This is a genomic window from Listeria monocytogenes, from assembly GCF_013282665.1.
Lineage (GTDB): Bacteria > Bacillota > Bacilli > Lactobacillales > Listeriaceae > Listeria > Listeria monocytogenes_C.
Genome location: NZ_CP054041.1, coordinates 429,311 through 453,961 on the forward strand (window position 1 = coordinate 429,311; position 24,651 = coordinate 453,961).

General features: G+C 37.5%; 27 protein-coding genes, 1 tRNA gene and 1 pseudogene. 7 read left to right on the forward strand and 22 right to left on the reverse strand.

The genetic code is table 11. The features are described from left to right. Positions 1 to 9: 9 nt before the first annotated feature. Both HRK21_RS02150 and HRK21_RS02155 read right to left on the reverse strand, forming a co-directional pair. The gene (locus HRK21_RS02150) at positions 10 to 627 is read right to left on the reverse strand and encodes a YcnI family copper-binding membrane protein (RefSeq protein ID WP_069887890.1); all 618 of its coding nucleotides are present in this window, start codon (positions 625 to 627) and stop codon (positions 10 to 12) included. Between the two features lie 13 nt (positions 628 to 640). Then, positions 641 to 2,266: a copper resistance CopC/CopD family protein gene (locus HRK21_RS02155; RefSeq protein ID WP_070006018.1), complete on the reverse strand. Its 1,626-nt coding sequence runs from the start codon at positions 2,264 to 2,266 to the stop codon at positions 641 to 643. A gap of 139 nt (positions 2,267 to 2,405) precedes the next feature. On the opposite strand from HRK21_RS02155, the gene HRK21_RS02160 reads away from it, so the two are divergent. Both HRK21_RS02160 and mscL read left to right on the forward strand, forming a co-directional pair. Then, the gene (locus HRK21_RS02160) at positions 2,406 to 2,597 is read left to right on the forward strand and encodes a hypothetical protein (RefSeq protein ID WP_069887888.1); all 192 of its coding nucleotides are present in this window, start codon (positions 2,406 to 2,408) and stop codon (positions 2,595 to 2,597) included. A 60-nt stretch (positions 2,598 to 2,657) separates the two neighbouring features. Then, complete coding sequence (mscL, locus tag HRK21_RS02165) at positions 2,658 to 3,044, forward strand: large conductance mechanosensitive channel protein MscL (protein WP_070006019.1); 387 nt, start codon at positions 2,658 to 2,660, stop codon at positions 3,042 to 3,044. Positions 3,045 to 3,107: 63 nt separating this feature from the next. Here the strand turns inward: mscL and HRK21_RS02170 are convergent, their stop codons facing one another. The 7 genes from HRK21_RS02170 to groES all read right to left on the reverse strand — a co-directional run bounded on the left by HRK21_RS02170 (position 3,108) and on the right by groES (position 10,347). Next, complete coding sequence (locus HRK21_RS02170) at positions 3,108 to 5,096, reverse strand: SA1320 family protein (protein ID WP_173346370.1); 1,989 nt, start codon at positions 5,094 to 5,096, stop codon at positions 3,108 to 3,110. Between the two features lie 17 nt (positions 5,097 to 5,113). Then, positions 5,114 to 6,010, reverse strand: coding sequence for a DUF1672 family protein (locus HRK21_RS02175; RefSeq protein WP_070005893.1), 897 nt, complete (start codon positions 6,008 to 6,010; stop codon positions 5,114 to 5,116). Between the two features lie 355 nt (positions 6,011 to 6,365). Continuing rightward, positions 6,366 to 6,761, reverse strand: a complete 396-nt coding sequence (locus HRK21_RS02180; RefSeq protein WP_003737142.1) for a hypothetical protein — start codon at positions 6,759 to 6,761, stop codon at positions 6,366 to 6,368. Between the two features lie 44 nt (positions 6,762 to 6,805). Continuing rightward, entirely contained in the window at positions 6,806 to 7,015 is a 210-nt protein-coding gene (locus HRK21_RS02185) for a hypothetical protein (RefSeq protein WP_070005892.1), read from the reverse strand. 150 nt (positions 7,016 to 7,165) lie between these two features. Further along, the gene (bsh, locus tag HRK21_RS02190; protein WP_003739439.1) at positions 7,166 to 8,143 is read right to left on the reverse strand and encodes a choloylglycine hydrolase; all 978 of its coding nucleotides are present in this window, start codon (positions 8,141 to 8,143) and stop codon (positions 7,166 to 7,168) included. A 255-nt stretch (positions 8,144 to 8,398) separates the two neighbouring features. Continuing rightward, on the reverse strand, positions 8,399 to 10,027 hold the full coding sequence (gene groL / locus HRK21_RS02195) for a chaperonin GroEL (RefSeq protein ID WP_003728859.1): 1,629 nt from the start codon (positions 10,025 to 10,027) through the stop codon (positions 8,399 to 8,401). 35 nt (positions 10,028 to 10,062) lie between these two features. Further along, positions 10,063 to 10,347 carry a co-chaperone GroES gene (gene groES / locus HRK21_RS02200; RefSeq protein WP_003726504.1) on the reverse strand — a complete coding sequence of 95 codons (285 nt, stop codon included), beginning with the start codon at positions 10,345 to 10,347 and terminating at the stop codon, positions 10,063 to 10,065. A gap of 234 nt (positions 10,348 to 10,581) precedes the next feature. Here groES and HRK21_RS02205 point away from each other — a divergent pair, with 234 nt between their 5' ends. Both HRK21_RS02205 and HRK21_RS02210 read left to right on the forward strand, forming a co-directional pair. Then, entirely contained in the window at positions 10,582 to 11,268 is a 687-nt protein-coding gene (locus tag HRK21_RS02205; RefSeq protein ID WP_003739440.1) for a CPBP family intramembrane glutamic endopeptidase, read from the forward strand. A 1-nt stretch (position 11,269) separates the two neighbouring features. Beyond that, positions 11,270 to 11,474: pseudogene (locus tag HRK21_RS02210) on the forward strand (DUF4305 domain-containing protein). 26 nt (positions 11,475 to 11,500) lie between these two features. Here the strand turns inward: HRK21_RS02210 and HRK21_RS02215 are convergent. Next, the gene (locus HRK21_RS02215; protein ID WP_003722329.1) at positions 11,501 to 12,148 is read right to left on the reverse strand and encodes a redox-sensing transcriptional repressor Rex; all 648 of its coding nucleotides are present in this window, start codon (positions 12,146 to 12,148) and stop codon (positions 11,501 to 11,503) included. 310 nt (positions 12,149 to 12,458) lie between these two features. On the opposite strand from HRK21_RS02215, the gene HRK21_RS02220 reads away from it, so the two are divergent. Both HRK21_RS02220 and HRK21_RS02225 read left to right on the forward strand, forming a co-directional pair. Continuing rightward, on the forward strand, positions 12,459 to 14,411 hold the full coding sequence (locus HRK21_RS02220) for an ABC-F family ATP-binding cassette domain-containing protein (RefSeq protein ID WP_003739442.1): 1,953 nt from the start codon (positions 12,459 to 12,461) through the stop codon (positions 14,409 to 14,411). A 25-nt stretch (positions 14,412 to 14,436) separates the two neighbouring features. Next, positions 14,437 to 15,396 carry an alpha/beta hydrolase gene (locus tag HRK21_RS02225; RefSeq protein WP_070005891.1) on the forward strand — a complete coding sequence of 320 codons (960 nt, stop codon included), beginning with the start codon at positions 14,437 to 14,439 and terminating at the stop codon, positions 15,394 to 15,396. A gap of 198 nt (positions 15,397 to 15,594) precedes the next feature. On the opposite strand, the gene HRK21_RS14090 is transcribed toward HRK21_RS02225, so the two are convergent. The 11 genes from HRK21_RS14090 to HRK21_RS02275 all read right to left on the reverse strand — a co-directional run bounded on the left by HRK21_RS14090 (position 15,595) and on the right by HRK21_RS02275 (position 22,776). Beyond that, positions 15,595 to 15,654, reverse strand: a complete 60-nt coding sequence (locus HRK21_RS14090) for a hypothetical protein (protein ID WP_232048003.1) — start codon at positions 15,652 to 15,654, stop codon at positions 15,595 to 15,597. Positions 15,655 to 15,941: 287 nt separating this feature from the next. Beyond that, positions 15,942 to 16,964 carry a tRNA (adenosine(37)-N6)-threonylcarbamoyltransferase complex transferase subunit TsaD gene (tsaD, locus tag HRK21_RS02230; RefSeq protein WP_069887881.1) on the reverse strand — a complete coding sequence of 341 codons (1,023 nt, stop codon included), beginning with the start codon at positions 16,962 to 16,964 and terminating at the stop codon, positions 15,942 to 15,944. Next, entirely contained in the window at positions 16,961 to 17,416 is a 456-nt protein-coding gene (rimI, locus tag HRK21_RS02235; protein WP_077952711.1) for a ribosomal protein S18-alanine N-acetyltransferase, read from the reverse strand. Before rimI ends, tsaD begins: the two co-directional genes overlap by 4 nt. Then, the gene (gene tsaB, locus HRK21_RS02240; RefSeq protein WP_070005889.1) at positions 17,413 to 18,105 is read right to left on the reverse strand and encodes a tRNA (adenosine(37)-N6)-threonylcarbamoyltransferase complex dimerization subunit type 1 TsaB; all 693 of its coding nucleotides are present in this window, start codon (positions 18,103 to 18,105) and stop codon (positions 17,413 to 17,415) included. Before tsaB ends, rimI begins: the two co-directional genes overlap by 4 nt. Further along, positions 18,102 to 18,563: a tRNA (adenosine(37)-N6)-threonylcarbamoyltransferase complex ATPase subunit type 1 TsaE gene (tsaE, locus tag HRK21_RS02245; RefSeq protein WP_070005888.1), complete on the reverse strand. Its 462-nt coding sequence runs from the start codon at positions 18,561 to 18,563 to the stop codon at positions 18,102 to 18,104. The genes tsaB and tsaE overlap by 4 nt, the downstream gene beginning before the upstream one ends. A gap of 104 nt (positions 18,564 to 18,667) precedes the next feature. Further along, positions 18,668 to 19,813 carry an Lmo2079 family surface lipoprotein gene (locus tag HRK21_RS02250; protein ID WP_077905686.1) on the reverse strand — a complete coding sequence of 382 codons (1,146 nt, stop codon included), beginning with the start codon at positions 19,811 to 19,813 and terminating at the stop codon, positions 18,668 to 18,670. Positions 19,814 to 19,943: 130 nt separating this feature from the next. Next, positions 19,944 to 20,324, reverse strand: a complete 381-nt coding sequence (locus tag HRK21_RS02255; RefSeq protein ID WP_003739449.1) for a hypothetical protein — start codon at positions 20,322 to 20,324, stop codon at positions 19,944 to 19,946. A gap of 95 nt (positions 20,325 to 20,419) precedes the next feature. Further along, a complete protein-coding gene (gene crcB, locus HRK21_RS02260; protein ID WP_003739450.1) occupies positions 20,420 to 20,776 on the reverse strand; it encodes a fluoride efflux transporter CrcB in 357 nt (118 codons plus the stop codon). Continuing rightward, entirely contained in the window at positions 20,766 to 21,155 is a 390-nt protein-coding gene (gene crcB / locus HRK21_RS02265) for a fluoride efflux transporter CrcB (protein ID WP_003739451.1), read from the reverse strand. The genes crcB (HRK21_RS02260) and crcB (HRK21_RS02265) overlap by 11 nt, the downstream gene beginning before the upstream one ends. A gap of 104 nt (positions 21,156 to 21,259) precedes the next feature. Beyond that, complete coding sequence (locus HRK21_RS02270; protein ID WP_070005887.1) at positions 21,260 to 21,886, reverse strand: GyrI-like domain-containing protein; 627 nt, start codon at positions 21,884 to 21,886, stop codon at positions 21,260 to 21,262. Continuing rightward, on the reverse strand, positions 21,883 to 22,776 hold the full coding sequence (locus HRK21_RS02275) for an aminoglycoside phosphotransferase family protein (protein ID WP_070005886.1): 894 nt from the start codon (positions 22,774 to 22,776) through the stop codon (positions 21,883 to 21,885). Before HRK21_RS02275 ends, HRK21_RS02270 begins: the two co-directional genes overlap by 4 nt. Before the next feature lie 132 nt (positions 22,777 to 22,908). Here HRK21_RS02275 and HRK21_RS02280 point away from each other — a divergent pair. Further along, positions 22,909 to 22,992 (forward strand) — tRNA-Leu (locus HRK21_RS02280). A gap of 165 nt (positions 22,993 to 23,157) precedes the next feature. Here the strand turns inward: HRK21_RS02280 and HRK21_RS02285 are convergent. Continuing rightward, positions 23,158 to 24,429 (reverse strand): helix-turn-helix domain-containing protein, encoded by a 1,272-nt coding sequence (locus tag HRK21_RS02285; protein WP_070005885.1) that lies wholly within the window; start codon positions 24,427 to 24,429, stop codon positions 23,158 to 23,160. Positions 24,430 to 24,651 lie beyond the last annotated feature (222 nt).

Genomic DNA, 24,651 nt, shown 5'->3' on the forward strand with positions numbered 1-24,651 from the left:
CCTTTGAAGTTATTTTTTTCGGCTTAAGATAGCAAGAATTCCCGTGATAAGCGCTATAACACTCATAGCTACTGCAGTCCATAATAAAATCGTATTATCACCACTGCTGCTTGTATCCCCTGCTGTGTTCTCTGCTCCTGCCACTACTTCTCCATGCGAGCCAGTTGTTGTCTTTGAAGATTCCTTAACAATTTTCGTTGTAGCATGTGGTGTCTCAGAATCTTCTGCGCCAACCCATTCAACGATGGAGCCATCTTCATAATATTGATAGGCATTCCAAGCAATTTCCTCTTCTTCACTTGGATTTTTAGCAATAAAACTAAAGCGCTGGAATTGGCCTTTTTCAATTCCGTTGCCTTCTGTTTGCCATGTTACTGTGCCATTTTTCTTATCTACTGTAGTTGTCCAGCCTGGCACTGGTTCATAAGATTCGAATGATACACCTTTTTCTACTTTTAAAACGATTTTTTTAGAGGCGACATCTTTTTCTGATGGTACTTTCATTGTGTAGGTTTCCCAGGAGTCTACGGTCGATTCGCTCGGTAATACAGAGACATGTGCGCTCGCTTGAAACGGAATGATAAAGACAGCTAATAAAACGACGATGGAGCTCATAATTTTTTTCATTATTTTTTCCCCTTTACTGTGTAATATTGGTTGTAAATGTTTGATTTATATCGGTAAAATCTTTTGTCAAACCATGAACCGTGATTTCCCATTTTCCGGTTTGATTAATATACAGCCCCTCTGCAAAGTATTGCGTATCATTTGCAAGTTTGGCTTGGAAAGTTGATTTTTCATCTGTTTTAGTAGATTTTGTTGTAATCGTCACTTGTTCAAAATCTGTTTTGGTAGTACCATCTGCTGAAGTAAATGTGATGATAAACTGGTTTTGCCCAACAGTTGCTGGTTCCACACGTAAATTGATTTTTGCCTTTGCGTCTTCTGCAGCGATTGTTTCATCAAACGCTTTCGGAGCAGGCGGTGGCGGTGTTTGTACGTTGGTTAAAATACTTGCGACAACAAGGATAAGGGTTCCAATGATAAGTTCCATCAAAATGGTTTTGAATGGCAATCGTTGGTTTTTGAGTTTGATATATATGTAATGCCCTAGCCCTAGTAGTGCCATTAGTAAAAATAAGCCAATTTTGAAAAGAAGTATTTTTCCGTAGTTGGTTGTAAATAAATTGGCCATTTGACCGATGTTCATCACTGCCATTAATAGACCGCTGACTAAGATGGAGGCGACTGCAATGATCGCTACTATCGCAAACCGGCTCCAAACTTCGCGCGCTTTCCCAGTCCGAGGTAATACGAATAAAAGCACTAAAATCCCGCCAACCCAGACGCTTGCAGCAATCATATGGAGCATATCAGCGGTGATACTTACTATTTTATCGGCACTGGCTGCAGCGTGTCCATTCTGAGCCTTCGCAAAAATCAAATACCCGATTAATACACTCTCGGTCAAAAGCGCGAACCAGCTCCATTGTTTCTTTTTTAAGAACATCATGATGGTAAAAATGGCAAGTAGAAGCCATGCGACAAATTCACTAATCCAAATATAACCTGTTTTCGTAGTCAAAAAAGCAGCTAACTTACTCGGTCCAAAACTTTCACTGATGGAAACGCCTGTTGTGATACTTGTCTGTACGAAAAGCTGCATGAAGAGAGCCACACCTAGAAGTGCTAGCGCTATCCACGTTACTTTTTTCAAACGTCCAGAAATTTTGTCTGATATCTGTTCTTTTCGTGGATAAAGCCCTAACCCAAAAACAAGCACACCGATAAACAACGAAAACCCTATGTATAAAATGGCTTTTTGAATCGAACTAATTTGCAAGTCCGCTCCACTTGAAGGAACTTCCGAAGCTTGGAACGTCGCTTTCGTGTTACCTAACTTAAAAGAAATTATCCCCGTCACTGCATGTCCATCCGCTGATACAACACGCCATGAAACAGAATAGACATCTGCTTTTAAATCAGCTGGTAGAGAAGCCTCAACCATATGATTATTCTTTTTAGAAACGGAGGTTTTGCCGGTTTCTACTTGCTTCCCACTTGAATCTTTGACTTCTATTAAAGGGAAATCCGCTTCAATTTCTTCATTAAAAACAAGCGTTACTTTTTCGGGCGCGGTTTGAATATGCGATTGATCAGCCGGATTCGAATTTTCCAAATAAGCATGTGCAGAAACATGCTGAACGGGTACGATTAGTAGATATAGGATGATAAGAATAAAACTAAGCCTTTTCACTAATTTCATTTGCTACTCCTTTTTCGAACGAACGGTTTTACTCTTTTTAACTTATCATGTGCAACAATTGAATGGAAATAATCGGCTCATTTCCTATTGCAAATGATGCTAAGATTATGGCATAGTGATAGAAAAGGAGGTTTTATCTGTGCTTCGTTATATTGAATTGTTTTTCATGTTTGCTTTTGTTACGCTCATCACGATGTGGCTTCAAGCACTTCTAGCAAAATGGAAACCTACTATTCTTCGTTCTTTCTGGCTTCGTACACTCACATTTATTGTTATTGGCTACGCGTTAATGGCGCCAACGCTATACATAGGTAGTTTATTTCTAAAATAAGTTCAGTTGCTTTCACATCGCAGTTAGATTGTTTATACTGGGAAGTGGGAGGTGATTTTCATGAAAAAAATGTTAGTAGAATTTAGAGACTTCGCGTTAAAAGGGAATGTCCTAGACCTTGCTGTAGCGGTAGTTATCGGGGCTGCTTTCGGTAAAATTGTTTCTTCTTTAGTGGATAACATCATTATGCCAGTTGTCGGTGTACTTCTTGGTGGTCTTGATTTTACAGATTTAAGTTTCAAAGTTGGTAAATCCGTTATTCAGTACGGTGCATTCATCCAGTCCATCGTTGACTTTATCATCATCGCTTTTGCCATTTTTATTTTCGTCAAAGTACTTACTAGTTTTATTAAGAAAAAAGAGCAAACGGTGGAAGAAACGCCAGTACCTCCAACTGAGGAATACTTAAAAGAAATTCGTGATTTATTGAAAGAACAACAGAAATAATCGAAAAAATCCTTCTTTTGTGGAAGGATTTTTTATTTCTAGTTTTATATATACTTTGCTCCATTAAACATGGATACTTCCTCGTCTAACTTGTTCCAATAAACGTTTCAAGTTGTTACTAGTTTGAACAGCTAACTTATCTAAAGCAGAAATTGCTGCTGATTTATTACCGTTTAATTGATGCTTAATATCTCCAAAAACCAATTCCGCACTATGGAAGATATTTGTAGCTGCTTTATTCAATAAAATAACATCTTGAAATTTTGTATCTTCAAATAACGCCGTATCAATATAAGGTCGATATATGGCTAACACGTGCTCTAAATTTGCTTTCATATCTTTTACTGCACTCCCTACACCTCTAACGGTTAACAAGATTTCTTGCAACTTTCTTATGTACTCTCTCAGTTCCTCCTTTAACTGATAATCTCTATCTGTAAAAGGGATTCTCACGAACGATAGTCCTGTTTGGAGGTCTTCTAAGTATCTAATTGCGGATTTTATTACCTGTTTTAATTGATTAGTAATACTTCGAATGGAACTCAATATCGGCATTAATAACTTCGTGGTTTTAGCAGAAAAAACTCGAAAATTTCTATCTAATAATCGCTGTTTCTTCCCCATCCCGTCTTTCAAAGCTTTGGATTCTTTTAAGACATACGCCTGTGTTGCTGGCGGCGTTCCAACACTTTGGACCTTTTGCGTTGCGCTTAAAAGTTTATCTGCTTTTTCAAGTTCATTCGATACATATGTGACTTGGAAGCTAAAAGTTAATACTTGCTTAACGACCAAATCTTTGTTTTCATCTAATATTTTGTAATGTTCTTTTAATTCTGTCACCATGGCATCGCTTAAATATTGGTCATTAATCCCTTTAAACAATTCAGGTATTGCTTGCATTTTTATTTTGGACACGTGATCCATCATGACTTCCATTCTCAGAGTAAGATCATTAACCAGCACCGGAATATCCACCAAGAAATCTGTCACATGAAAGAAACTCCCCGAAACACCATCTAACACTTCTCCTAAAATCGGCAAAGTTCTTACTCTCTGCATAAAATCTATTGCCGCATAACATAATGGCTTGGCCTTTTCCATCTCATCCCGAAACTCAGCATAATTAGCTAATGAAGTAATAATCCCGCCAAATTCTCCTTGCGCCAACAAGTTATCAAAAGTTTCTTGTAAAGAGGTCGTTCGATTATCCAAATGATTTCCCTCATTATTCACTAAATCGACCGCTGTATCTAAGTAAAACTGTCCCCTCTTTATTTGCTCCACCATTCGTGTCCGTAAACTATTGGCCAAAATTCGAATATTATCCGGATTCATATCGATTTTCTGCCCATTTCCTCTACCTGTCAAAACCTGTCTACTCCAAATCCCTACTGGAAGATAAGCGTCCGCATCAATGGGCATATTTTTACCATTAACCGTGACACCTGCATCATCATAACCTGTATGATTAGAAAGAATCGTTTGTAGCCAAGGAACATTGTTTTGAAGAATATGGGATTCGCCTGGAAGACGATTTCCGTAACCCATCCCACGCTCTCCTAAAGTTAGTGGATCATATTCACTTAAATAGTTAGTAATTCTTGGATTATTTTTGTCATATGTTCCTTTGGGTAAGATAGCTGGGTTATAAGTGACGCTTCTTAGACTATCATTTTTAGATGCTACATAATTAGATAAACCACCGCCTAGAGAGTTTCCTGCGACATTTTTAATGTTATATTTTTGGCTTTCTTTTTTGTATGCTGCGTCAGCTTCTCTTAATTGCGTGTTAGGGATGGAGCCAGGGAGTGTGCCGTCTGTTAGGAAATCTTGGGTGCCTTGTGTGCCTTCGAAGACCATGCTGATTTCGCCTGTGGTTGTATTTTCGACAATCATGTAGTCGAGACCGGAAGCTTTGTTGTATTCGCCCGCTTTAACTACATAGTTATTTCCATTCACTTTCAAACGCTCACCTTTATCGGGATGTCTATAAACCCATTTTCCACTTAATTCAATTAAATCTATATCTGGTGTATTTAGCTTTGATGTCATTAATGTTCTCACCTTTTCTATTTAATTATATCTTCTACATCTACATTTTCTCCATCTGGTAAACCAACTCGATTTACAATAAAATTTTTATACAATGTAACCGCGTAACTCCCTTTAGGAATTCCTTCTTCTCGCTTAACCTCCTCAGCAAGTTTATCAGCTAATGTTTGCTCAGGTAATTTGTCTTCTTTTGAGAAAAAAGCCATTGGAATAGAAATATGTTTGCTTTCAGGATCAACTTTGTTAAAAAGAATGCGTAACTCTTCCATAGAAATATTTGGATTAGCTAAATAGGCTTCATAAGGGCTCAAATAATCATCATACCAAACTGTAACAAAATAATACTTCCACTGATAACCACTTGGTGATGTTTTACTTAAAGCTTCTTCTGTATAACCTAATAAATTATATTTTTGGGCTAATTTTTCCGTGAATTCATTTAAATGTTTGAATTCTGTTGCGTAGGCTTTTGCGTATAACCCACCTACAATCGCTTGTTCAACTGCCCCTTCGTCACTCGTTCCACTTCCTATTTCATCTTTTTTATTAAGGAGAAATTTTACAACAACCGAAGTAGTAAACTGAATTGGCGCCTCGCTTTCCACAATAACAACCGCACCATTCCGCGCTGGAACTACATTATTCACTTTCACATCCGTCTTATACTTTGTTTTCATATAATTTATCGCTTCTTGCTTTATTTCTTCCTCATGTTTTTTCACTCGTTCTGCCGATTTATCTCCGTCCACAAATGAATATCCCTGCCCAACATATTCCTGTACGGGCGTAGTGCCTTCTTGTGCTTTTTCTTGTGCTTTTTCTTGTGCTTTTCCCTGCTCTGTTTTCTCATTCATATTGAAACAACCTCCCAATAATATTAAACTCGCCAACAAACCGATGATTTTTTTCTTCATTTGTTCTCCTATCTGCTTTTGTATTTCCTCATTTATTAGAACGCTTAAATCACTGTAAATTTAACTAACATAAAAAAATATAGTTCAAAAACTCAATGATATTATCGTTATATCACTCTAAAATTATATCATAAATTCACAAAGTGAGATGTGACAGAACAACGAACAACTCATCTGTAAAAGCTGATATAGTTCAATTTTAAGTAGGCTCTTTTCTATAAAAAGATGGTTTTTTCACAATATATACTTTAATTGATAAATTCTTCAAGTTTAACTCCCCACTGATTTTCTTCAAAAAAAATAGACTACCCTTCCCCTAACAATTCAAGAGAAAAATAGTCTAAATAAATATATTTCAGTTTTTTTGCTGTTTTTTTAATTGTATCGCTAAAAACATTTCCACTGCTGCGACAACTAAAAAGATAATTTGTAAAATAAATACATAGCCGATAATCAGTAACTGTACAATCATCCAAACTGCGAGCACTGCCGCTGCTGCGAACATGACTTCTTTCGTTCGTGGTAATTTTTTCAGCAAATAAATGAGTGCTGCTAAATGGAATAATCCAACAAATACGAATAAAAATATGCCTGGTACTAAATAATCCACGAACGGCGAACCATCAAGTAATCCAGTTGAAAGAGACAGCAATCCACCACTTGGCATGAAAACCATGGATAAGCCACCATAAATTGCTCCTATTGCTGTAAAACCAACTATTATAATACTACTTATACGTGTCCAGTTCATGGCGTTCTCCTAGTCGTTTTTCTAGTAGTATACCACGAAAACTTTCATTCTGCCGTTTTTCTTCGTTTTATTTTTTTGATTAAATCGATCAGCACGAAAACCGCAATACCGCATGCGACAGCTGTAGTAAGATACCAAGCTGGGCCAGATTCTGCGCGGACTCCTAGCCAATAAGTCACCGTTTTCGGGTTAAAAAATGCAAAGCAAATTGCACAAAATGCAATAATTCGACCAATAATGGAATTTTCTCTCATAGCAAGTGCATCTCCTTTTCTTTTATTATAGCAAGGAAATGGAAATGATAACTTGTTTTTTCGGTCCCAAAATTGTTTTTCATCTGACAAGTTTTGGTTTTTTTACACAAAAAAACTACGACAAGAGAATTTCTTGTCATAGCATCACCGTTATTTATTAACAATGTTTAGTTGTTGTTCATTAACGAGTGGATAAATAGCTAGTTCTTTGCTCTCTAAATCCTCTTGGTGCATATCCACACCAGTAATTTGACTGTTTCCGTATGTTCTATAATAATAAATTCCTTTATCGATATTGCAACATGAGGAATAAATGGTATGCTCGTATTTTTCCCCACCAACATCACAAAGACCTTTTTGTTGTTCCACCGAGCCTAAAATATGGAAAAATTGGCTAATGCTTTCTGATTCAGAATCACCTGAAACAGAATTCAATTTGGTAAAAGTTGCTTTCACAAAACGAGACATAGAAGATAAATCACCAGGTAAGCCGATTCCACCCATCCCACGACTATAAGCATCCAAATCAATCTCTTTGGAAAAATTATTTTCTGGGGTTTCACTCGAAAGAACGCGATAATTGTTTAAATTAAATAGTTGGTAATCAAATGTTGGGTTATTTGTTAACACGCCAACAGGATTATCATAAATGTGAAGTCCATCTTTCACACATTCCACTACAATAGATTCGGTTTGATCAGCCATCAACCAATGTAATGGAGATAGCGGCAAATTTTCACTAAAACTAATATTCACGAGATTGATTCTCTGAAGTAATCTTCTTGCTTCTTTTACAGTAGCGCATTGACCAAGAATCCACGGAATAAATTCAAATGGCGTTACATTGTCCTTACCTTCTGCAAAATCCTTGTAATCCGCATTTCCTGAGAAATTGAGTCCTGCCATACTAAGGCCTTTTTCATTGGTAGCATCGTAATACAACGGGTAGTTTTCCATCACAGCAGCAATACCAATAAGTGCATAATGCTTCTCTATATCCTCTACCTTGCGAAAATGGAACGGGTAATTTTTCGGCGTAACAACCACAACCTCTTTGTAAGAAAGTTCATAATCGAAATTCCTTCCAAAATAGTGATCCTTCGTTGTATAAGTTATTGACGTACACATTAAAAATCCCTCCTCAAATTTTTCATCTTACATGTATACCAGTACCCTCGGACTTTTGTGTAAAACATAATTTGTGGTTTTTTTCACAAAAAATGGGCAATTTATTACCTCATACAAGATTATTTGGCTCTGATAAAAATTTTTTAAAGTATACTCCTCTATTAACTTCTTGAAAATATTCTGCTATTAAATCACAATAAAAAAAGATCCCTGGAAAATCCAGAGATCTTTTAAAAATATCAGCTGATGTTATTCTTACATCATGCCGCCCATGCCACCCATTCCCATATCCGGAACAGCTGCTGGGCCGTTTTCGTCTGGTTTGTCTGCTACGACTGCTTCTGTAGTTAATAGAAGAGCAGCAACAGATGATGCGTTTTGTAGTGCGGAACGTGTTACTTTTGTTGGATCCACAATACCAGCGTCAATCATGTTAACCCATTCGCCGTTTGCTGCGTTGAAACCAACACCAACTGCTTCGTGTTTTAAGCGCTCAACGATAACCGAACCTTCAAGTCCAGCGTTATGTGCGATTTGACGAACTGGTTCTTCTAAAGAACGAAGCACGATATTGATTCCAGTTTCTACGTCACCTTCTGCTTCTAGTGCTGCTACTTTATTGTAAATACTTACAAGGGCAGTACCACCACCAGCTACGATACCTTCTTCTACAGCTGCGCGAGTAGAGTTAAGCGCATCTTCAATACGTAATTTACGTTCTTTTAGCTCTGTTTCAGTTGCAGCGCCGACTTTGACAACAGCTACTCCACCTGCAAGTTTTGCTAAACGTTCTTGTAATTTTTCTCTATCAAATTCAGAAGTAGTTTCTTCCATTTGCGCACGGATTTGGTTTACGCGAGCGCTGATTTGTGTGGAATCGCCTGCTCCTTCTACGATGGTTGTATCATCTTTTGTTACAACTACTTTGTTCGCTGTTCCAAGTTGGTCAACTGTTGCTGTTTTTAGTTCTAAGCCTAGGTCTTCTGTGATGACTTGTCCGCCTGTTAAAACAGCAATATCTTCTAGCATTGCTTTACGACGGTCACCGAAACCTGGAGCTTTTACAGCTACTACGTTGAATGTTCCGCGAAGTTTGTTTAGTACAAGAGTTGCTTGAGCTTCCCCTTCAACATCTTCCGCGATAATTAACATTGGACGACCTTGTTGAACAACTTGTTCTAAAACTGGTAAGATTTCTTGGATGTTGTTGATTTTTTTATCTGTAATTAAAATGTATGGTTTTTCAAGAACTGCTTCCATTTTGTCGGAATCAGTTACCATGTATGGGCTAGTGTAGCCACGGTCGAATTGCATACCTTCTACTACATCTAATTCTGTTGCAAAACCTTTGGATTCTTCAATAGTGATAACACCGTCGTTACCAACACGTTCCATTGCTTCTGCGATTAATTTACCAACTTCTTCATCACCTGAAGAAATAGCAGCAACTTGAGCGATAGACTCTTTGCTTTCAATTGGTTTAGAGATAGCTTTTAATTCTTCGATAGCTGTTGCTACGGCTTTTTCGATACCGCGACGAACACCTACTGGATTTGCTCCAGCTGTTACGTTTTTTAAGCCTTCTTGAATCATTGCTTGCGCTAAAACGGTAGCTGTTGTCGTTCCGTCCCCAGCAACATCATTGGTTTTAGAAGCAACTTCAGATACAAGTTTTGCTCCCATATTTTCAAATGGGTCTTCTAATTCAATTTCTTTTGCAATGGTTACCCCATCATTTGTAATTAACGGAGAACCGAATTTTTTTTCTAAAACAACATTACGACCTTTTGGGCCAAGCGTTACTTTTACTGCGTTTGCTAATTGGTCGACACCACGTAACATGGCACGACGAGCATCTTCACTAAATTTAATATCTTTTGCCATTTTATATTTCCCTCCGATTATTTCTTTTTTTAAAATTATTTAGTAATTGCTAAAATGTCACTTTCACGTAAAATCAGATAGTCAGTTCCTTCATACGTCACTTCTGTTCCAGAGTATTTTGCAAAGATAACTGTGTCACCTTCTGCAACTTCAAGTGGTTCTTTTGTTCCGTTATCAAGAACACGACCTGAACCGACTGCAACAATTTTCCCTGATTGTGGTTTTTCTTTGGCAGAGTCTGGTAATACAATCCCACTCGCTGTTTTTTCCTCTGCTTCAAGTACTTCAATTACAACACGATCTCCTAATGGTTTTAACAATGTAAATGACCTCCTCTGATATAATTACATTTTTCATTTTAGCACTCGGCACATTAGAGTGCTAATACAGTTATTATGATACCAAACTGAATAAAAATTGCAAGCAAAAACGTTTAAAAAATGGAAGAATTCTTATTTGCGGTAAAGCTTGATAACGAGTACAATAAGGAGAGCTATTTCCGCTTGTTTGAAGTAATTTAATCCAAGTTTGTTTATAGAAAGGATGCGTATTTTTTGGCTAAGCGTTATATTACGATTGTTTTAGTTTATTTAATATTACTATTTTCTGCATCTGTTGGGATTCCAATTGTTCAACATATTTTACTAAGTACGACATCCCTTTCAGCGGAGAGCGCCACATCTTATGGAATGGTTATCTGGTCGATATTCTCTAATCTTTTATCACTTGCCATCATTATTCCGATGCTTTACAGAAAACCAAAAGAAAATAAAATCGAAATCGGTGAAAAAACAAAACCGCTTCTAAGTATTGTGTGGATTGTTGGAGGCGTTATTGGTTTATATGTGGCACAAATTATTTGTAGTGTTATTATTACAATGATTTCTGGGGAGTTAAGTAATTCTGCTAATACAGAGTTACTTGTTGACTTGACTAAAGCTGCACCTGTTTTCTTAATTTTTATTTCTATTTTGGGACCAATTTTAGAAGAACTTGTCTTTCGAAAAGTGATTTTCGGCGGGCTAAGTAATGTGACGAATATTCATGTGGCCGCGGTAATTAGTTCGCTTTTCTTTGGATTACTTCACGGCGATATTTCTTTCTTACTTACTTATTTTGTTATCGGACTAATTCTTTGTTTTCTTTATACGAAGACAAAACGGATTGCGGTTTCAATGGGCGCTCATATTTTAATGAATACGATTGTTTTGCTTTTGAGTCTTGGAATTATTGGGGGATAATATGAAAAATTCATTAATTAAGCAAAGTTTTCTCTATTTTGCACTTGGACTTGTATTTGTATATTTTGTAGTTGTTCGTGTGGCTGATTATGGTTATGATGTACTTGCATATATACTAATTATCATGACATTAATGGATTTTGGCATTGGCATCGGCCTGATTATCACCGGACTTAAAAGACGTAAAAAAAACCTGTAGAAAGTAAGTTTTGCTTACCTTCTACAGGTTTTTTTATTCTGTTTTCGCTGGATAATTTTCCAGGAAATAGATTAACGTTTGTAATTCCGTAGTTAGATCGATATGGTGCACACGAACTTGTTTTGGAACACTGATACGAGCTGGTGTAAAGTTTAGAATCCCCTTTACATCTGCTTCAATTAAACGATCCACAGTTACTTGAGCTTCGTCAGCTGGAACTGTCAGAATAACTACTTCCACACCGTTTTCACGAACAATTTCTTCCATATCATTCAAGTGATAAATTGGAATATCTTGTTGAACACTACCTACTTTCGCTGGATCTACATCAAATGCAGCAACGATTTTGATATTATTATTTTTCATGAAATTATAATGTAATAATGCTGTACCTAGGTTACCTACACCGATTAGTGCAACATTTGTCTGTTTGTCCTGACTAAGTGTTTTGCTGAAAAAGTCGAGTATGTAAGAAACGTTATACCCGTATCCTTTCTTACCTAATGCGCCAAAGTACGAAAAATCACGTCGAATAGTCGCTGAATCAACTTTCACCGCTTCACTTAATTCCGCTGATGATACTCGTTCCTTACCTGACTCATCTAGGTATTTCAAGTAACGATGATATAATGGTAAGCGTTTTGCTGTCGCTTGTGGAATTTTAGTTGTTTCCTCCATCATGCCTTCTGTCCCTTCTTCTTTTAAATTTTTTCTGAAGTTGAAGCTTTTGTGAACTGTACTTCCTTTCACATGCTTGCTTATATACTATAAACATTTCACAAGGAATGCACAAACTTTTTGCTCATAACTTTCAAGTAAGGTTTTGTCCTGCAAAATATCCGGTGCAGTCCTCATTTTATATTCTACGCTAAAATCACAAATAATGCGAGTGTTTTCACAATCTTTATTATTCAGGCGAACTTGGCTATCTCATTGCGATTACTTAGCTTTTAAGATAAACTAGTAAGGAGAACGTTCGAGGAGAGAGATTATGATATTATTACAAGTTCAGCAAATTTCTAAATTCTTCGGTGCAGAAGTTATTTTAGATAATATTAAATTAGAAGTTAAAACAGGCGACCGAATCGCTCTAGTTGGCCGAAATGGCGCGGGAAAATCCACTTTACTTAAAATCATCGCTGGTAAGATGAGCTACGATGGCGGAACCATTTCCAAACCAAAAAGCGTAGAAATTGGCTATTTAGCGCAAAATACCGGGCTAGAATCTTCTAAGACAATTTGGGATGAGATGCTTAGTGTGTTTGATTCGCTTCGAAAAATGGAAGCTGATTTACGCAAAATGGAGCTTCGTCTCGGCGAACCCGCACTTTATAATGATCCAGAAAAATACCAAGCACTAATGACAGACTATGACACGTTACAACATACATTTAAAGAAATTGGTGGTTATACTTATGAAGCAGAAATCCGTTCTGTTTTAAATGGCTTGCGTTTTTATCCAGAAGATTATGAAGTAGAAATTGCTTCTTTAAGCGGTGGACAAAAAACAAGGCTTGCTTTAGCTAAATTATTACTTGCTAAACAAGATATTCTCGTTCTCGATGAACCAACCAACCATTTGGACATCGAAACGCTAGCATGGCTCGAAACTTACTTGCAGAATTATCACGGTTCGTTACTCATCGTTTCCCACGATCGTTACTTCCTTGATAAAGTCGTAAACCAAGTATATGAAATCAGCCGCACAAAGATTGACCACTATAAAGGTAACTACAGCTCGTTCGTAAGTCAAAAACAAGCAAAATTAGAGCAAATGTGGAAAGAATTCGACAAACAACAAAAGCAAATTGCGAAACTTGAAGATTTTGTTGCCAGAAATATCGTTCGCGCATCGACAACAAAACGCGCCCAAAGTAGAAGAAAACAATTAGAAAAAATGGATGTGCTTGGTCGTCCTCAAGGTGATGAAAAAGCGGCTCATTTTGGTTTCCAATTTGAAAAGCAAACAGGTAAAGATGTTTTAATGGTAGATCAGCTGAGCATTGGTTACGCGAAAGATAAGCGCATTGCTTCCAACCTAACATTCGAAATGAAACGCCAAGATAGTCTCGCGCTCGTTGGTCCAAACGGAATCGGCAAGTCCACCCTACTTAAAACACTTATTCGTGACATTCCAGCTCTAAGTGGCGAATTCCACTTCGGAGCCGGCGTAAAAATTGGCTACTACGATCAAGAACAAGCCAAACTGACATCTAATAAAACGGTTTTAATGGAACTATGGGACGATTATCCAGAACTAAATGAAGTAAATGTTCGTACAACACTTGGGAATTTCCTTTTTTCAGATGATGATGTCTTAAAAAATGTCCAGTCTTTAAGCGGCGGCGAAAAAGCGCGGCTCGCCCTTGCGAAACTTACTTTACTAGAGGCCAATGTCCTTATTCTCGATGAACCGACCAACCATTTAGACATTGAAAGTAAAGAAGTTTTAGAAGCTGCTTTAATCGATTTTGAAGGCACTATTCTGTTTGTTTCCCATGACCGCTATTTTATTAACCGAATTGCTTCAAAAATCGTCGAACTAGCGCCGGAAAAAGCGACCGTTTTCTTAGGTGATTACGATTATTATCAAGAAAAATTGGCTGAAGCAAAGGAACTCGCACGACTTGATGCCGAAGATCGTCGCAAAAAAGGCGAACAAGTGGAAGCAACCGCCTCTGTTCGCAAATTAAACTATCAAGAAGAAAAAGAACAACAAAAACTACTGCGTCAAAGAAAACGCAAACTAGAAGAAGTAGAAAAAGCCATGGAAGCAACCGATGAAAAAATCGCTGAACTCGAACACCAATTAACGGAACCAGAAGTTTTCCAAAACCATGAAAAAGCCCTTGAAATAACTCAAGAGCTAGACGCCGTAAAAGCAAACGGAGAAAAACTTATGGAAGAATGGGAAACAATAAGTGAAGAACTGGAATCCATGTAATCTTCATAAAAAGAAGGAGCAAACAATGAAAAAGATTTTAATTATTTCTAGTTCGATTATCATTGGTTTACTTGTCATTATTACTATTTGCGCAAGTTTTTACTTATATAGTTATGCTTTAGCTCGTGGTAATTCCAGCATGAATGACACTGCAACAACAGACGAAACCACTGCAACAGCCAAACTAGCAAAGAAAAACCGGGAAGAAAATGTTGCCTGGATGGAAAAGCAAAATCTCACGCAATGGACAGAAACTGCAGCGGACGATTTGAAACTTGTTGCTACTTATTTAGCAGCAGATCACCCCTCTAACACAACAATTATTTTAGCCCACGGTTATCGTGGTAAAAGTGGTAAAGTCGAAATGGCAGGTCTCGCTCGGATGTACCATGAAAAATTTGGTTACAACGTTTTAATGCCTGATGCCAGAGCGCACGGCGAAAGTGAAGGCGAAAATATTGGATTTGGTTGGCCTGAACGAAAAGATTACGTGAAGTGGATTAACCAAGTAATTGATAAAAACGGTACAGATACGAAAATCACACTACATGGCGTTTCTATGGGTAGTTCTACTGTCCTTATGACAAGCGGTGAAAAGCTACCCAAACAAGTCAAAAGTGTTATCGCAGACTGCGGCTATACTTCGATGGAGGCCGAACTTTCTTATCAATTAAAAGCCATGTTCCACTTACCAAAATTCCCGATAATCCCAACAGCTAGTCTAATTAATAAAGCCAAAGAAGGATTCTTTTTCAGTGAAGCAAGTGCGGTTGATGCGGTCGCTAAAACAGACTTACCGATTTTCTACATTCATGGTGATTCGGATGCATTCGTCCCCACTTATATGGTAGACGAACTTTATGATGCTACGAATAGCTATAAAGAAAAATGGATTTTCAAAGGAGCAGAACACGGTCAAGCATTCACGATAGATCCAAAATCATACGAAGAAAAAGTACGCCAATTTTTAAATAAAACGATGTAAAAAGCATTTATCCTCTAGGAACTAGATGCTATCTGTTAGGAAGGAAAAAATTGGCAAGTAATAAGTAAATGTGTTACTATATAAATGAAAAGAGAGCCATGCGACAACATGACTCTCTCGCAAACACCATTTAAGATGGTGACAGCCTTTTATATGATTTATTTAAAAACCACTAGCTGTCAGGCTTATGAGTGGTTTTTATTTTTTGTCATTTTTGCTGTTCATGATTGTTACGATTAAGACTGCAAAAGCAATCATCAGCGTAAGACTCTCGAAAACAGTCACACGTTGATCCTTTCCAGGTAACGCCTAAAAAACAACATAAACACCACCTACTTTCTGGATGAAAAAGGCTGGTGCACCACCATAAACTTATTTGCATCACAATTATCGCATGCAAGTATCTTTAGAAAAAGAGTTGGCGCGAAAGTTGTATTTGAAGAGGCATAATCGGAAAATTGAGCTAATAAAAATAGACTGCAGCGAAAGTAATAGTTCACTTTCACTGCAGTCTGAAGCGTGCGGAACGAAAAATCGCACGCTTTTTATATATCTTCTAGCAATAATCCCGGATTCGCATTCATATCAAAACCACTACGTTTTCCTTGTAAGAAACTCACAGTCCCAGCAGCAGCAATCATTGCCGCATTATCTCCGCATAAAGATAATGGCGGAATAATTAATTCGGTCTCTGGAAGTTCTAGTTTTACTTCTTGAATAAGACGTTCTCGTAAACCTTGGTTCGCTGCCACACCTCCCGCAAGAAGCAGTTGTTTCACATCGTATTGTTTAGCTGCGCGAATCGTTTTACTTACTAAAACATCCACAACGCTTGCTTGAAAGCTTGCTGCCATATCGTTTGGACTTGGCTCCTCACCGCGTTGTCTTAAATTATGAAGCGTGTTAATAAAAGAAGACTTCAATCCACTAAAACTAAAATCAAACGAACCCTCATCCATCATCGCCCGTGGGAAATGAAAAGTATCTTCGCCGTCTTTGGCAAGTTTATCAATTTGAACGCCGCCCGGATAAGCAAGACCAAGTGTACGCGCTACTTTGTCGTAAGCTTCACCAGCTGCATCGTCCCTTGTCTCCCCGATAATTTCAAATTCATTGTCTGCTTTCATTAAAACTAGTTCAGTATGACCACCGCTGACAACTAAGGAGAGTAGCGGAAATTTGAATTCAGTTTCAAATCGATTGGCATAAATATGGCCAGCAATATGATGCACGCCGACTAAAGGTAAATTGTGCATAAAAGCAAGCGTCTTGGCCGCGTTCACTCCAATGAGCAGAGCACCGACCAATCCCGGTCCTTCTGTCACAGCTATCCCGTCTAAATCATCCATCGTTACATTGGCTTGTTTTAAAGCTTCTTCAATTACAAGCGTAATTTGTTCCACGTGATGTCTTGAGGCGATTTCGGGAACCACCCCGCCAAATCGTTTATGGCTCTCAATTTGCGAAGCGACCACACTTGATATAATTTCATTACCATTTTTTACAACAGAAGCAGCTGTTTCATCGCAGCTAGATTCTATTCCAAGAATTAATGTATTTTTTTTCATAAGTCCACCCACATCACTAGCGCATCTTCTTTCGTATCCGGATAATAGTTTTTCCGGATGGCGCCGTCTTGAAATCCTAATTTTTTGTAAAGCCCTTGTGCTACATTATTGGATACACGTACTTCGAGCGTCATCCGAACAATACCACGCTCTTTCGCAATCCGAATCATTTCCCGCAAAAGCGCCTCGCCGTAATGATTCCCTTGATAATCTGGATGAATCGCAATATTCGTAATATGTCCTTCATCTAAAACGAGCCAAACACCCGCATAGCCCACTGTTTGCTCCTCGTGAATCGCAAGTAAATAATAGGCGTATTGATTAATAATAAATTCATTCCGAAAAGCCGCTTCCGTCCAAGGTACTGTGAATGCAGCATTTTCGACATTAATAATACTTTTTAAGTCGGCCACCGTAGCTTCTCGAAATAATAAGGCTTCATCCAAACTCACTCGGAACCCCTCGATTCCAACCATTTGCTCTCCGCTTCTGCCAGTTTTAAATAATCAGGGACAAAGTTGTCTGCTGGCTCGCCGCCCAAATCCGCTGCTAGTTTTACAAGTGAGCTAGCCCGCGAATACGTATAATCCGCCTGACCAAAAATCGCCTGCTCACCAAGGGTTTCCGTCACAGTCGCACAAATTTGTTCCGTTAAAGTTCCAACAAATAAAATTGGTTCCTCACTTGACGCCAAAGGTTCGAGTAATTCAGCTAAAGCAATATGTCCATCCGCAAAAACATTTTCCATTTTGCCCTCGCTTGCTTGATAAACGCCCGCATATACATTACTACGGCGCGCATCCATCAACGCAACCACTTTTCCTGGAAAATACAAACCGTTCTCTGCTAAAAGCGCCAAAGAAGAAATTCCTACAATTGGAATCCCCGCATCCCAAGCCATTGTTTTCGCAACCGTTACGCCAATACGAAGTCCCGTATAAGACCCTGGCCCTTTTGCCACAGCGATTTTTTTTAAGTCAGTAGGTTTTACTCCACATTCTTCCATTAAAGCAGCAATCGCCGGAAGCAAGCGCACACTATGATTTTTTTTCAAATTCGTTGTATATTCACCGAGAACGACACCCTCACTAAAAAGCGCAATCGTCATTGTATCGGAAGACGTATCCATTCCTAGTATCATTTCTCAAAAACCTCCATCGCAAGTTGCTCATACCTTTGTCCAACTGGCTTCACAACCATCTTGCGCGTATTCTCATCTATATGAAAAAGCTGAACTTCCAAATATTCTTCTGGTAAATCCTCACGAACAAATTGCGCCCACTCAACCACGCTCACACCTGCTCCGTAGAAATACTCCTCCAAGCCAAGTTCATCCGCCGAAGTATCTTCCAAACGGTACACGTCCATATGATAAAGCGGCAAGCGCCCTTTCTTATATTCGCGGATAATAGTGAATGTCGGACTTTTAATCATTTGCGGAATCAAAAGACCTTCACCAAGACCTTTGGTAAAAGTAGTTTTCCCAGCGCCGAGATCACCTTCAAGCAAAACCACATCTCCAGCTGCCAATTGTTCACCAAGTTGTTCTGCGCGAAGTCTTGTCTCTCTTTCACTTGTCATTATTAATTCGAATTCCATTAGCTCACCCGTCCATCATTTTCTCTACATATCATACCACAAAGCCGCGCCAAAATAAAAATCAAAAAAACGCAACGACCTAAGTCGTTGCGTCTTTCGATTGATTAATAATTAGTTCCACTTATATCCATTCCGCCATACATTTTTGTTGTTACATCCGTGATGATTTTATTTAGCTCTTCGCTAGAAATAACTTCATCTTTTGTAGGGAAATCTTCAATTGGAACAAATTTTTCTGCTTTTGTTTTCACCGTAAAGGTAATAGATTCAGGAGCACTCGCATCGGATTTATCTTCTATTTTTGCTTGAAGAGTAAGCGCATCTAAGCTATTCTCTTTTCCAGGTTTTACAGAAAGTTTGATGTTAATCAGATTCGTTTTATTTTCTTTTAATTTTTTTGCAGCATCTGATAAGCTCGATTTCATCTCTGTATAGGTGGAATCAAAATCAGTTACTGCATCTGAACCTTGGCTTTCTGCAATAACTTTAAAATCTGCTTTTACTTTTTCATCATCCATTAGTTTAGCAACTTGGTTCATTAAGTTCGCGATATCGGCATTTTTAAGCGTAACGCTAACTGTGCCATCATCCGCTTCTTTAAAACGATCTTTTTCTAAACCAGTGAAATAAGTATCGATTAATTTGGTTGCTTTTTTGTTTAAATCTTTCGACGCTGTTTCGATTTCTTTCGTATTTATAGCTGTTTTTGCTTCTGGTTGATCCGTTAATGAACTTGTTAATTCTTCTGTGCTAAGATATTTATTTTTTAAATCTGGGTAATCGGTGTTAATTTTAGACCACATACCACCAGTTGCTTGATCTAAGTAACTAAGTAAAGAAGCATCTGGCTCTACGATGGTTTTAAGTGGAATATAGGCATTTCCTGTTTTACTATCTACTAAAAAATCTAAATCCATTGAAATTGGTAGTAAGTTATTCGTGGATGTTACGTTTAATTTTGCTTCTGATTTGTTTGCCTTCTTGTCAGTTGATGTTGTTACAGAAAGCTTAATGTCTTTTAAAATTCCCATCGTTTGAGCGCTTGGGTCGGTGCTAGAAACATTTATATCGTTTACAGCAAAAGAAGTTGTATATGTAGATTGATCAGGTACATTCATCCCATTTTTCATTGTTTGAACAAATTTACCTTGTGGTGTTTTTGCTGCTTTTTCTTCCGCGCTTTCCCCACAAGCACTAATTACTAATACTAATGCTAACAAAATTGATAATAAAATCCCTTTTTTCATGATTCTCCTCCTAGATAGTTAATACATTAAAACTAACACATTATAAGGGCTGAAAACAAGGAAATTCACAATAGTTCATAAGTCTGACACAAGTTCTTATAAAAAAAAGCGCTCCTTTTGAAAAGGCACGCTTTTATTTTGGAGTTACTTTTATAGAAGTAGCATTTTCAGACACTTTTCCTGGAGCGGGTGAAGTTACGGTTGAGCCTTGTGGAAATACTGCTCTAATAGTATCTTCATCCTTGATATCAGCAAGTTTCATCGTTTTTCCAGTAGTTGCGTTTGTTACGGCAGTATTGCTACTAACCGTGATAATTATCTCACTTGCATAGTTATTCTTCTCACCATTCCATGTTAATGTTCCATTCACCGTCAACTGCTTATTGTTCTCTAGCAAACTAGTATCCGTTACTGATCCGTCAAGGACTAAAGCAGGAACTTCTTCCTGATTACAACCTGCCAAAAATACTACAACTAATAAAACTGGCAACATTATCTTTTTAAAACCTGTCATCGCTCTTTCTCGTCCTCTCTGAAGCTTTTCGTTCTATCTAGCATAGCATTTAGCGGAAATACAGGCAATCGTTTTCTTTATTTCTTAAACAATTCTTATATACCTAACATTATACCGATAAAAGCCGCCACTAGGCCAAAGACATACGTACACCCTAAATACGAAAATAATACGCGATAATTCGTTTTCCATTTTAATTCCATACTCTCCACTTTAAAAGTCGAAAACGTCGTATATCCTCCCATAAATCCAGTGCCAAGAAATAACTGCCAATCAGGCCCAAGTGCAGAAGATACTAGAAAACCTAGCAAAAATGAACCCGTTATATTAATGAAAAAAGTCGCGAAAGGAAAGTTCGTCTTCCATTTACTTTTAACAAATACCGAAATCCCATATCGCAACATTGCACCAAATCCTGCACCAAAACCAACTAATAGAAAATTAATGAACACGCTCTGCACCTCGATTCAACCATTTATTGCTCAGCATTCGGCCAAACTTCACCATAATAAGACCACCAATGAAACTAGCTAACACATAAGTAAGCGCAAATAACCATGCTCCATTTTGTACTAGTTGGACTGTATCTACACTAAAAGCAGAGAATGTCGTAAACGAGCCAATGAACCCAGTCCCAATTCCATTTAAAATCACCAAAGAAATACGTGATTTCTCCGCCAAAAATTGCATAAGAAAAGCCAATAAAAAACAACCAATTAAATTAACCGTTAATGTCGCATAAGGAAAATCCCCGCCGCCAAGCCATAAGTTCATTGCATAACGAGACATTCCACCTAATGCACCAAAAATCCCCACATAGAAAAAATACATTCTCAAAACCCCGCTTCATAAAAAAACACCCTGAAATATTTATATTCCGGGCAGTCGCCTTTATCCTATTTCTTCTATACTATAACGCAAAACATTCCAATTATTCAACTCACCGGAAGTCGAAGGATAGTCTTCCTTTTTTCTGGCTTCGCTTTACGTGGATCGCTCAAATATATTTCATGGTGTTTTCGAACAGCCCCCGTATCATTATGAAGCCCTTCTTTTTCCATGAATTGATGCATTTCCGCGACTGTTTTCACTTCCTCACTAAAAGGACCAATATGCATCATCTGCACACATTCTCCTTCTTCAAAACGAACCAATTTCACGCGACTCGTATTAATGTCAGGCTTTTTCTTCTTAGCAACCTCTTTCGCCCATTCCAACACTTCTTCAGTAACAAAGTCCGGTTGTCTAAGAATCGATGTCCAAAGCCACGCATCTCTATCTTGTAAATCAAACTTCTCTTCAGACCACCAAAACCCTTCCAGCGGCGGTACAACAAAATCCATGTAACCAGCAAGACGCGTCTCACCCATCTTGCTCATTTTGATCGTGTACGCAATCGCATAAAGAGACTGCACTGCCTTTTGATACTCCTCACCGTCCGGATCCCCTTTCCCATCCACCATCAAAAAATTCATTTCCGGAACAAAAATACGCTCTGGCTTCCTTTTAGGTGCATAAAATTTCTTTTCTTCTTTTTTAAAATCCATTTTCTTTTCAGTCATTTGAATTCCTCCTCGTTCATCCAGTCTGGCATCAGCTTCTGAAAATTATCGTGACTAGCTGCCGTCTTTGCTGCATAATCCATCAACTTTTTAAAATTACGAGATTCATTTTTCGCCGCCCAGTTAACAGCCGAAGTAATATGCATCGCCGTGTAAAGCGCATAAAGATTCCAAAAATCCGTAACTTCTTCTTTATCAATATAGCCTAAAATATTTCCTCGTGCAAAAGGTATACTGACCTCTGTTGTAAAAAAACCGATTTTAGCTAAATCAAATAAAGGATCGCCGAACTCTAGGCGATTAAAATCAATTAGCCCCACAAACTTATTGTTCTTTAAAATAATATTCGCTGGATGAAAATCTCCATGTTGTAAACAAACCGGTCTATTTTTTAATCTAGCTAGATTCTCATAAACAAACTGTTCGGTTTCCGTTAAAAAAGAAGCTGTTATTTCTAATTCTTTTAATTCCTCCACTTTTCGTTTAAATTTAGCTGTTTGAAAATCCAACCAATTCATTTTTGGTATATCTAGCGGTAATTTATGAACTTCTCGTAAAATTTCCCCTGCCGAAAAACCAGCTTTAAACTGTTCTGAATGAGATAAATGAGTCATGCCACTTTCTGCGTCTTCTCCTTGTAAATAACTAATAATCCTATAGCCTTCTCTTTCGATAAAGCCGAAATCATATGCTTTTGGAACAAATGGAGTTTGAGAATTTAATGCTTGGATTATTTTAAATTCTTGCTTTCGTTCTTGAAGTAAATCTATGGGGAAAACACGAACAAGGTAAGTTTCATCCACCTGGTATTTCTTATCAATAGAAAACCCTTTTTTTATTTCCGAAATCACTTTCGCATTATGTAACATTTTTAGTCGTGCCACATCCATAATTAGCTCTCCCTCCTATAAATTTGCTATTCTCTATTATACAAGAATACGCTTACTTTATTCTAATTTCATCCAAATAATTTGTTGACAAAATTAAGTCTTCAATATTATAATTAATTTTGCTACGCATACGCGGTCGTGGCGGAATCGGCAGACGCGCTAGGTTGAGGGCCTAGTGGGGTAAAACCCGTGGAGGTTCAAGTCCTCTCGGCCGCATTAATTAAAGGAAGTTTTGGTTAGTATTGACCATGACTTCTTTTTTTATTTAATGAAAGCTAGTCTTGAAGCTATACACGCTGCTAAAAAAGAAGACAAATAACAACTTGAAATTATTATAAAAGACAGCCTTGGTTCATTATAACCAGGCTGTCTTTTTCACAGTTACGACAAAATATCGTATGCCATTTTATATTTCGTTGATTTTGCGAAGTGTTTACTCGCGTGCTTTTTCACTCGGTCAATTAAAATTGGGTCATTCGAGTCATCAATTTTTTTCAATAATTTTATCATTTTTTCTTCGTAGCTAACTTGCTCATTTTGATGATATAAAAGCAATGTTTCGGTATATTCTATAAAGAAATTAAGTTCCTTCACCCGCTCATCGACTTTATTCATCAGTCCCATTAAGGAGGTAGCTTCGTCTACAAATCCTTTTTCTGCAAAAATAACCATTAGTTCCGTTATAACTAGATAGTCATTGTTATTGAAGCTCGTATTCGTTGTCTCATATGCCATTAATTCCTCATATAACCTTGCTATTTTCTCATTAAAAAGAGCTTCATTTCCCTCGATATTTTCAATTTCCGCCATTTTTAATTGAACGACAAAATAATAAATCTTTTTTGATTCTGGGTATTTCTCAAAATATCCTACCGCTTGCTCAAACCTGTTTTTTGCCTCTGCCATAAAACCAATTTGAAAATAAATATAGCCGTAAAAATAGAGTATCGCAACAATGCGTTCTTGCTCCTCATCTTTAATCAACTCCAGCGCCTGCTTAATGTGCGCGAGTGCTGGCTCGTAAATACTTTGACAAATATAATTGATGCAAATACATACGTGAAAAACTACTTGGAAACCTTCATTTTCCGTTAAATCTACACATTTCTTCCAGTACTCAACTGCTAATTGATAATCACAAGTGGCATGGGAATGTTTTACAGCCTGACCATAATAATAATAAGACAGTAACTGCCGAGGGAACGATTCTTCCGCACGTTTTTTTGTGTTATTTAAATATTTGGCTTCGATTTCTTCTGCTTTGGAAAATTCCCAAATCTTATAATAATAGCTTGCCTGCAAACAGTAAAAGCTAAGTTCAACAGCTGGCGATTCATGAAGTAAATCCACATTCTCAGCTATGTTATTTAATCGGCTTTCCATTTCTACTGTATTGGAAAATACTAATAGTTCAAAAATCGCGTCCATTTCTTTTAGCAGCTCTTTGTTTGATTCTTCTTCACTTATAAGCAGTATTTGTTCTGGTACTTCTAATCTTTTAGCAATATGGATTAATGTTTCTAAGGAAGCAATTTTGATGCCATTTTCGATATTTGCGAGATACGGAACAGAAATAATTCCTTGGGCTACGTCTTTTAATGTTAACTGCTTCTCTTTACGAATATTTTTAATTCGCAAGCCAATTAAGTTCATGCTGTCACCGCCACTTTTTAAATTTCCCCTTTAATTATAACTATTTAATGATAGAATACAACTACTTATTTGCAACTAATTTATGGATTAAGTTCTTCTGTTTTTTCATCAAAACAATTCCTTTATGTTTAAAAAAATGGAGCTTTTTAACCCATCATTATATACAAAACGTTTTAGACCAAAAAAGCCCTGATTGCCTTTTGTTCTAAAACGCATAATTAA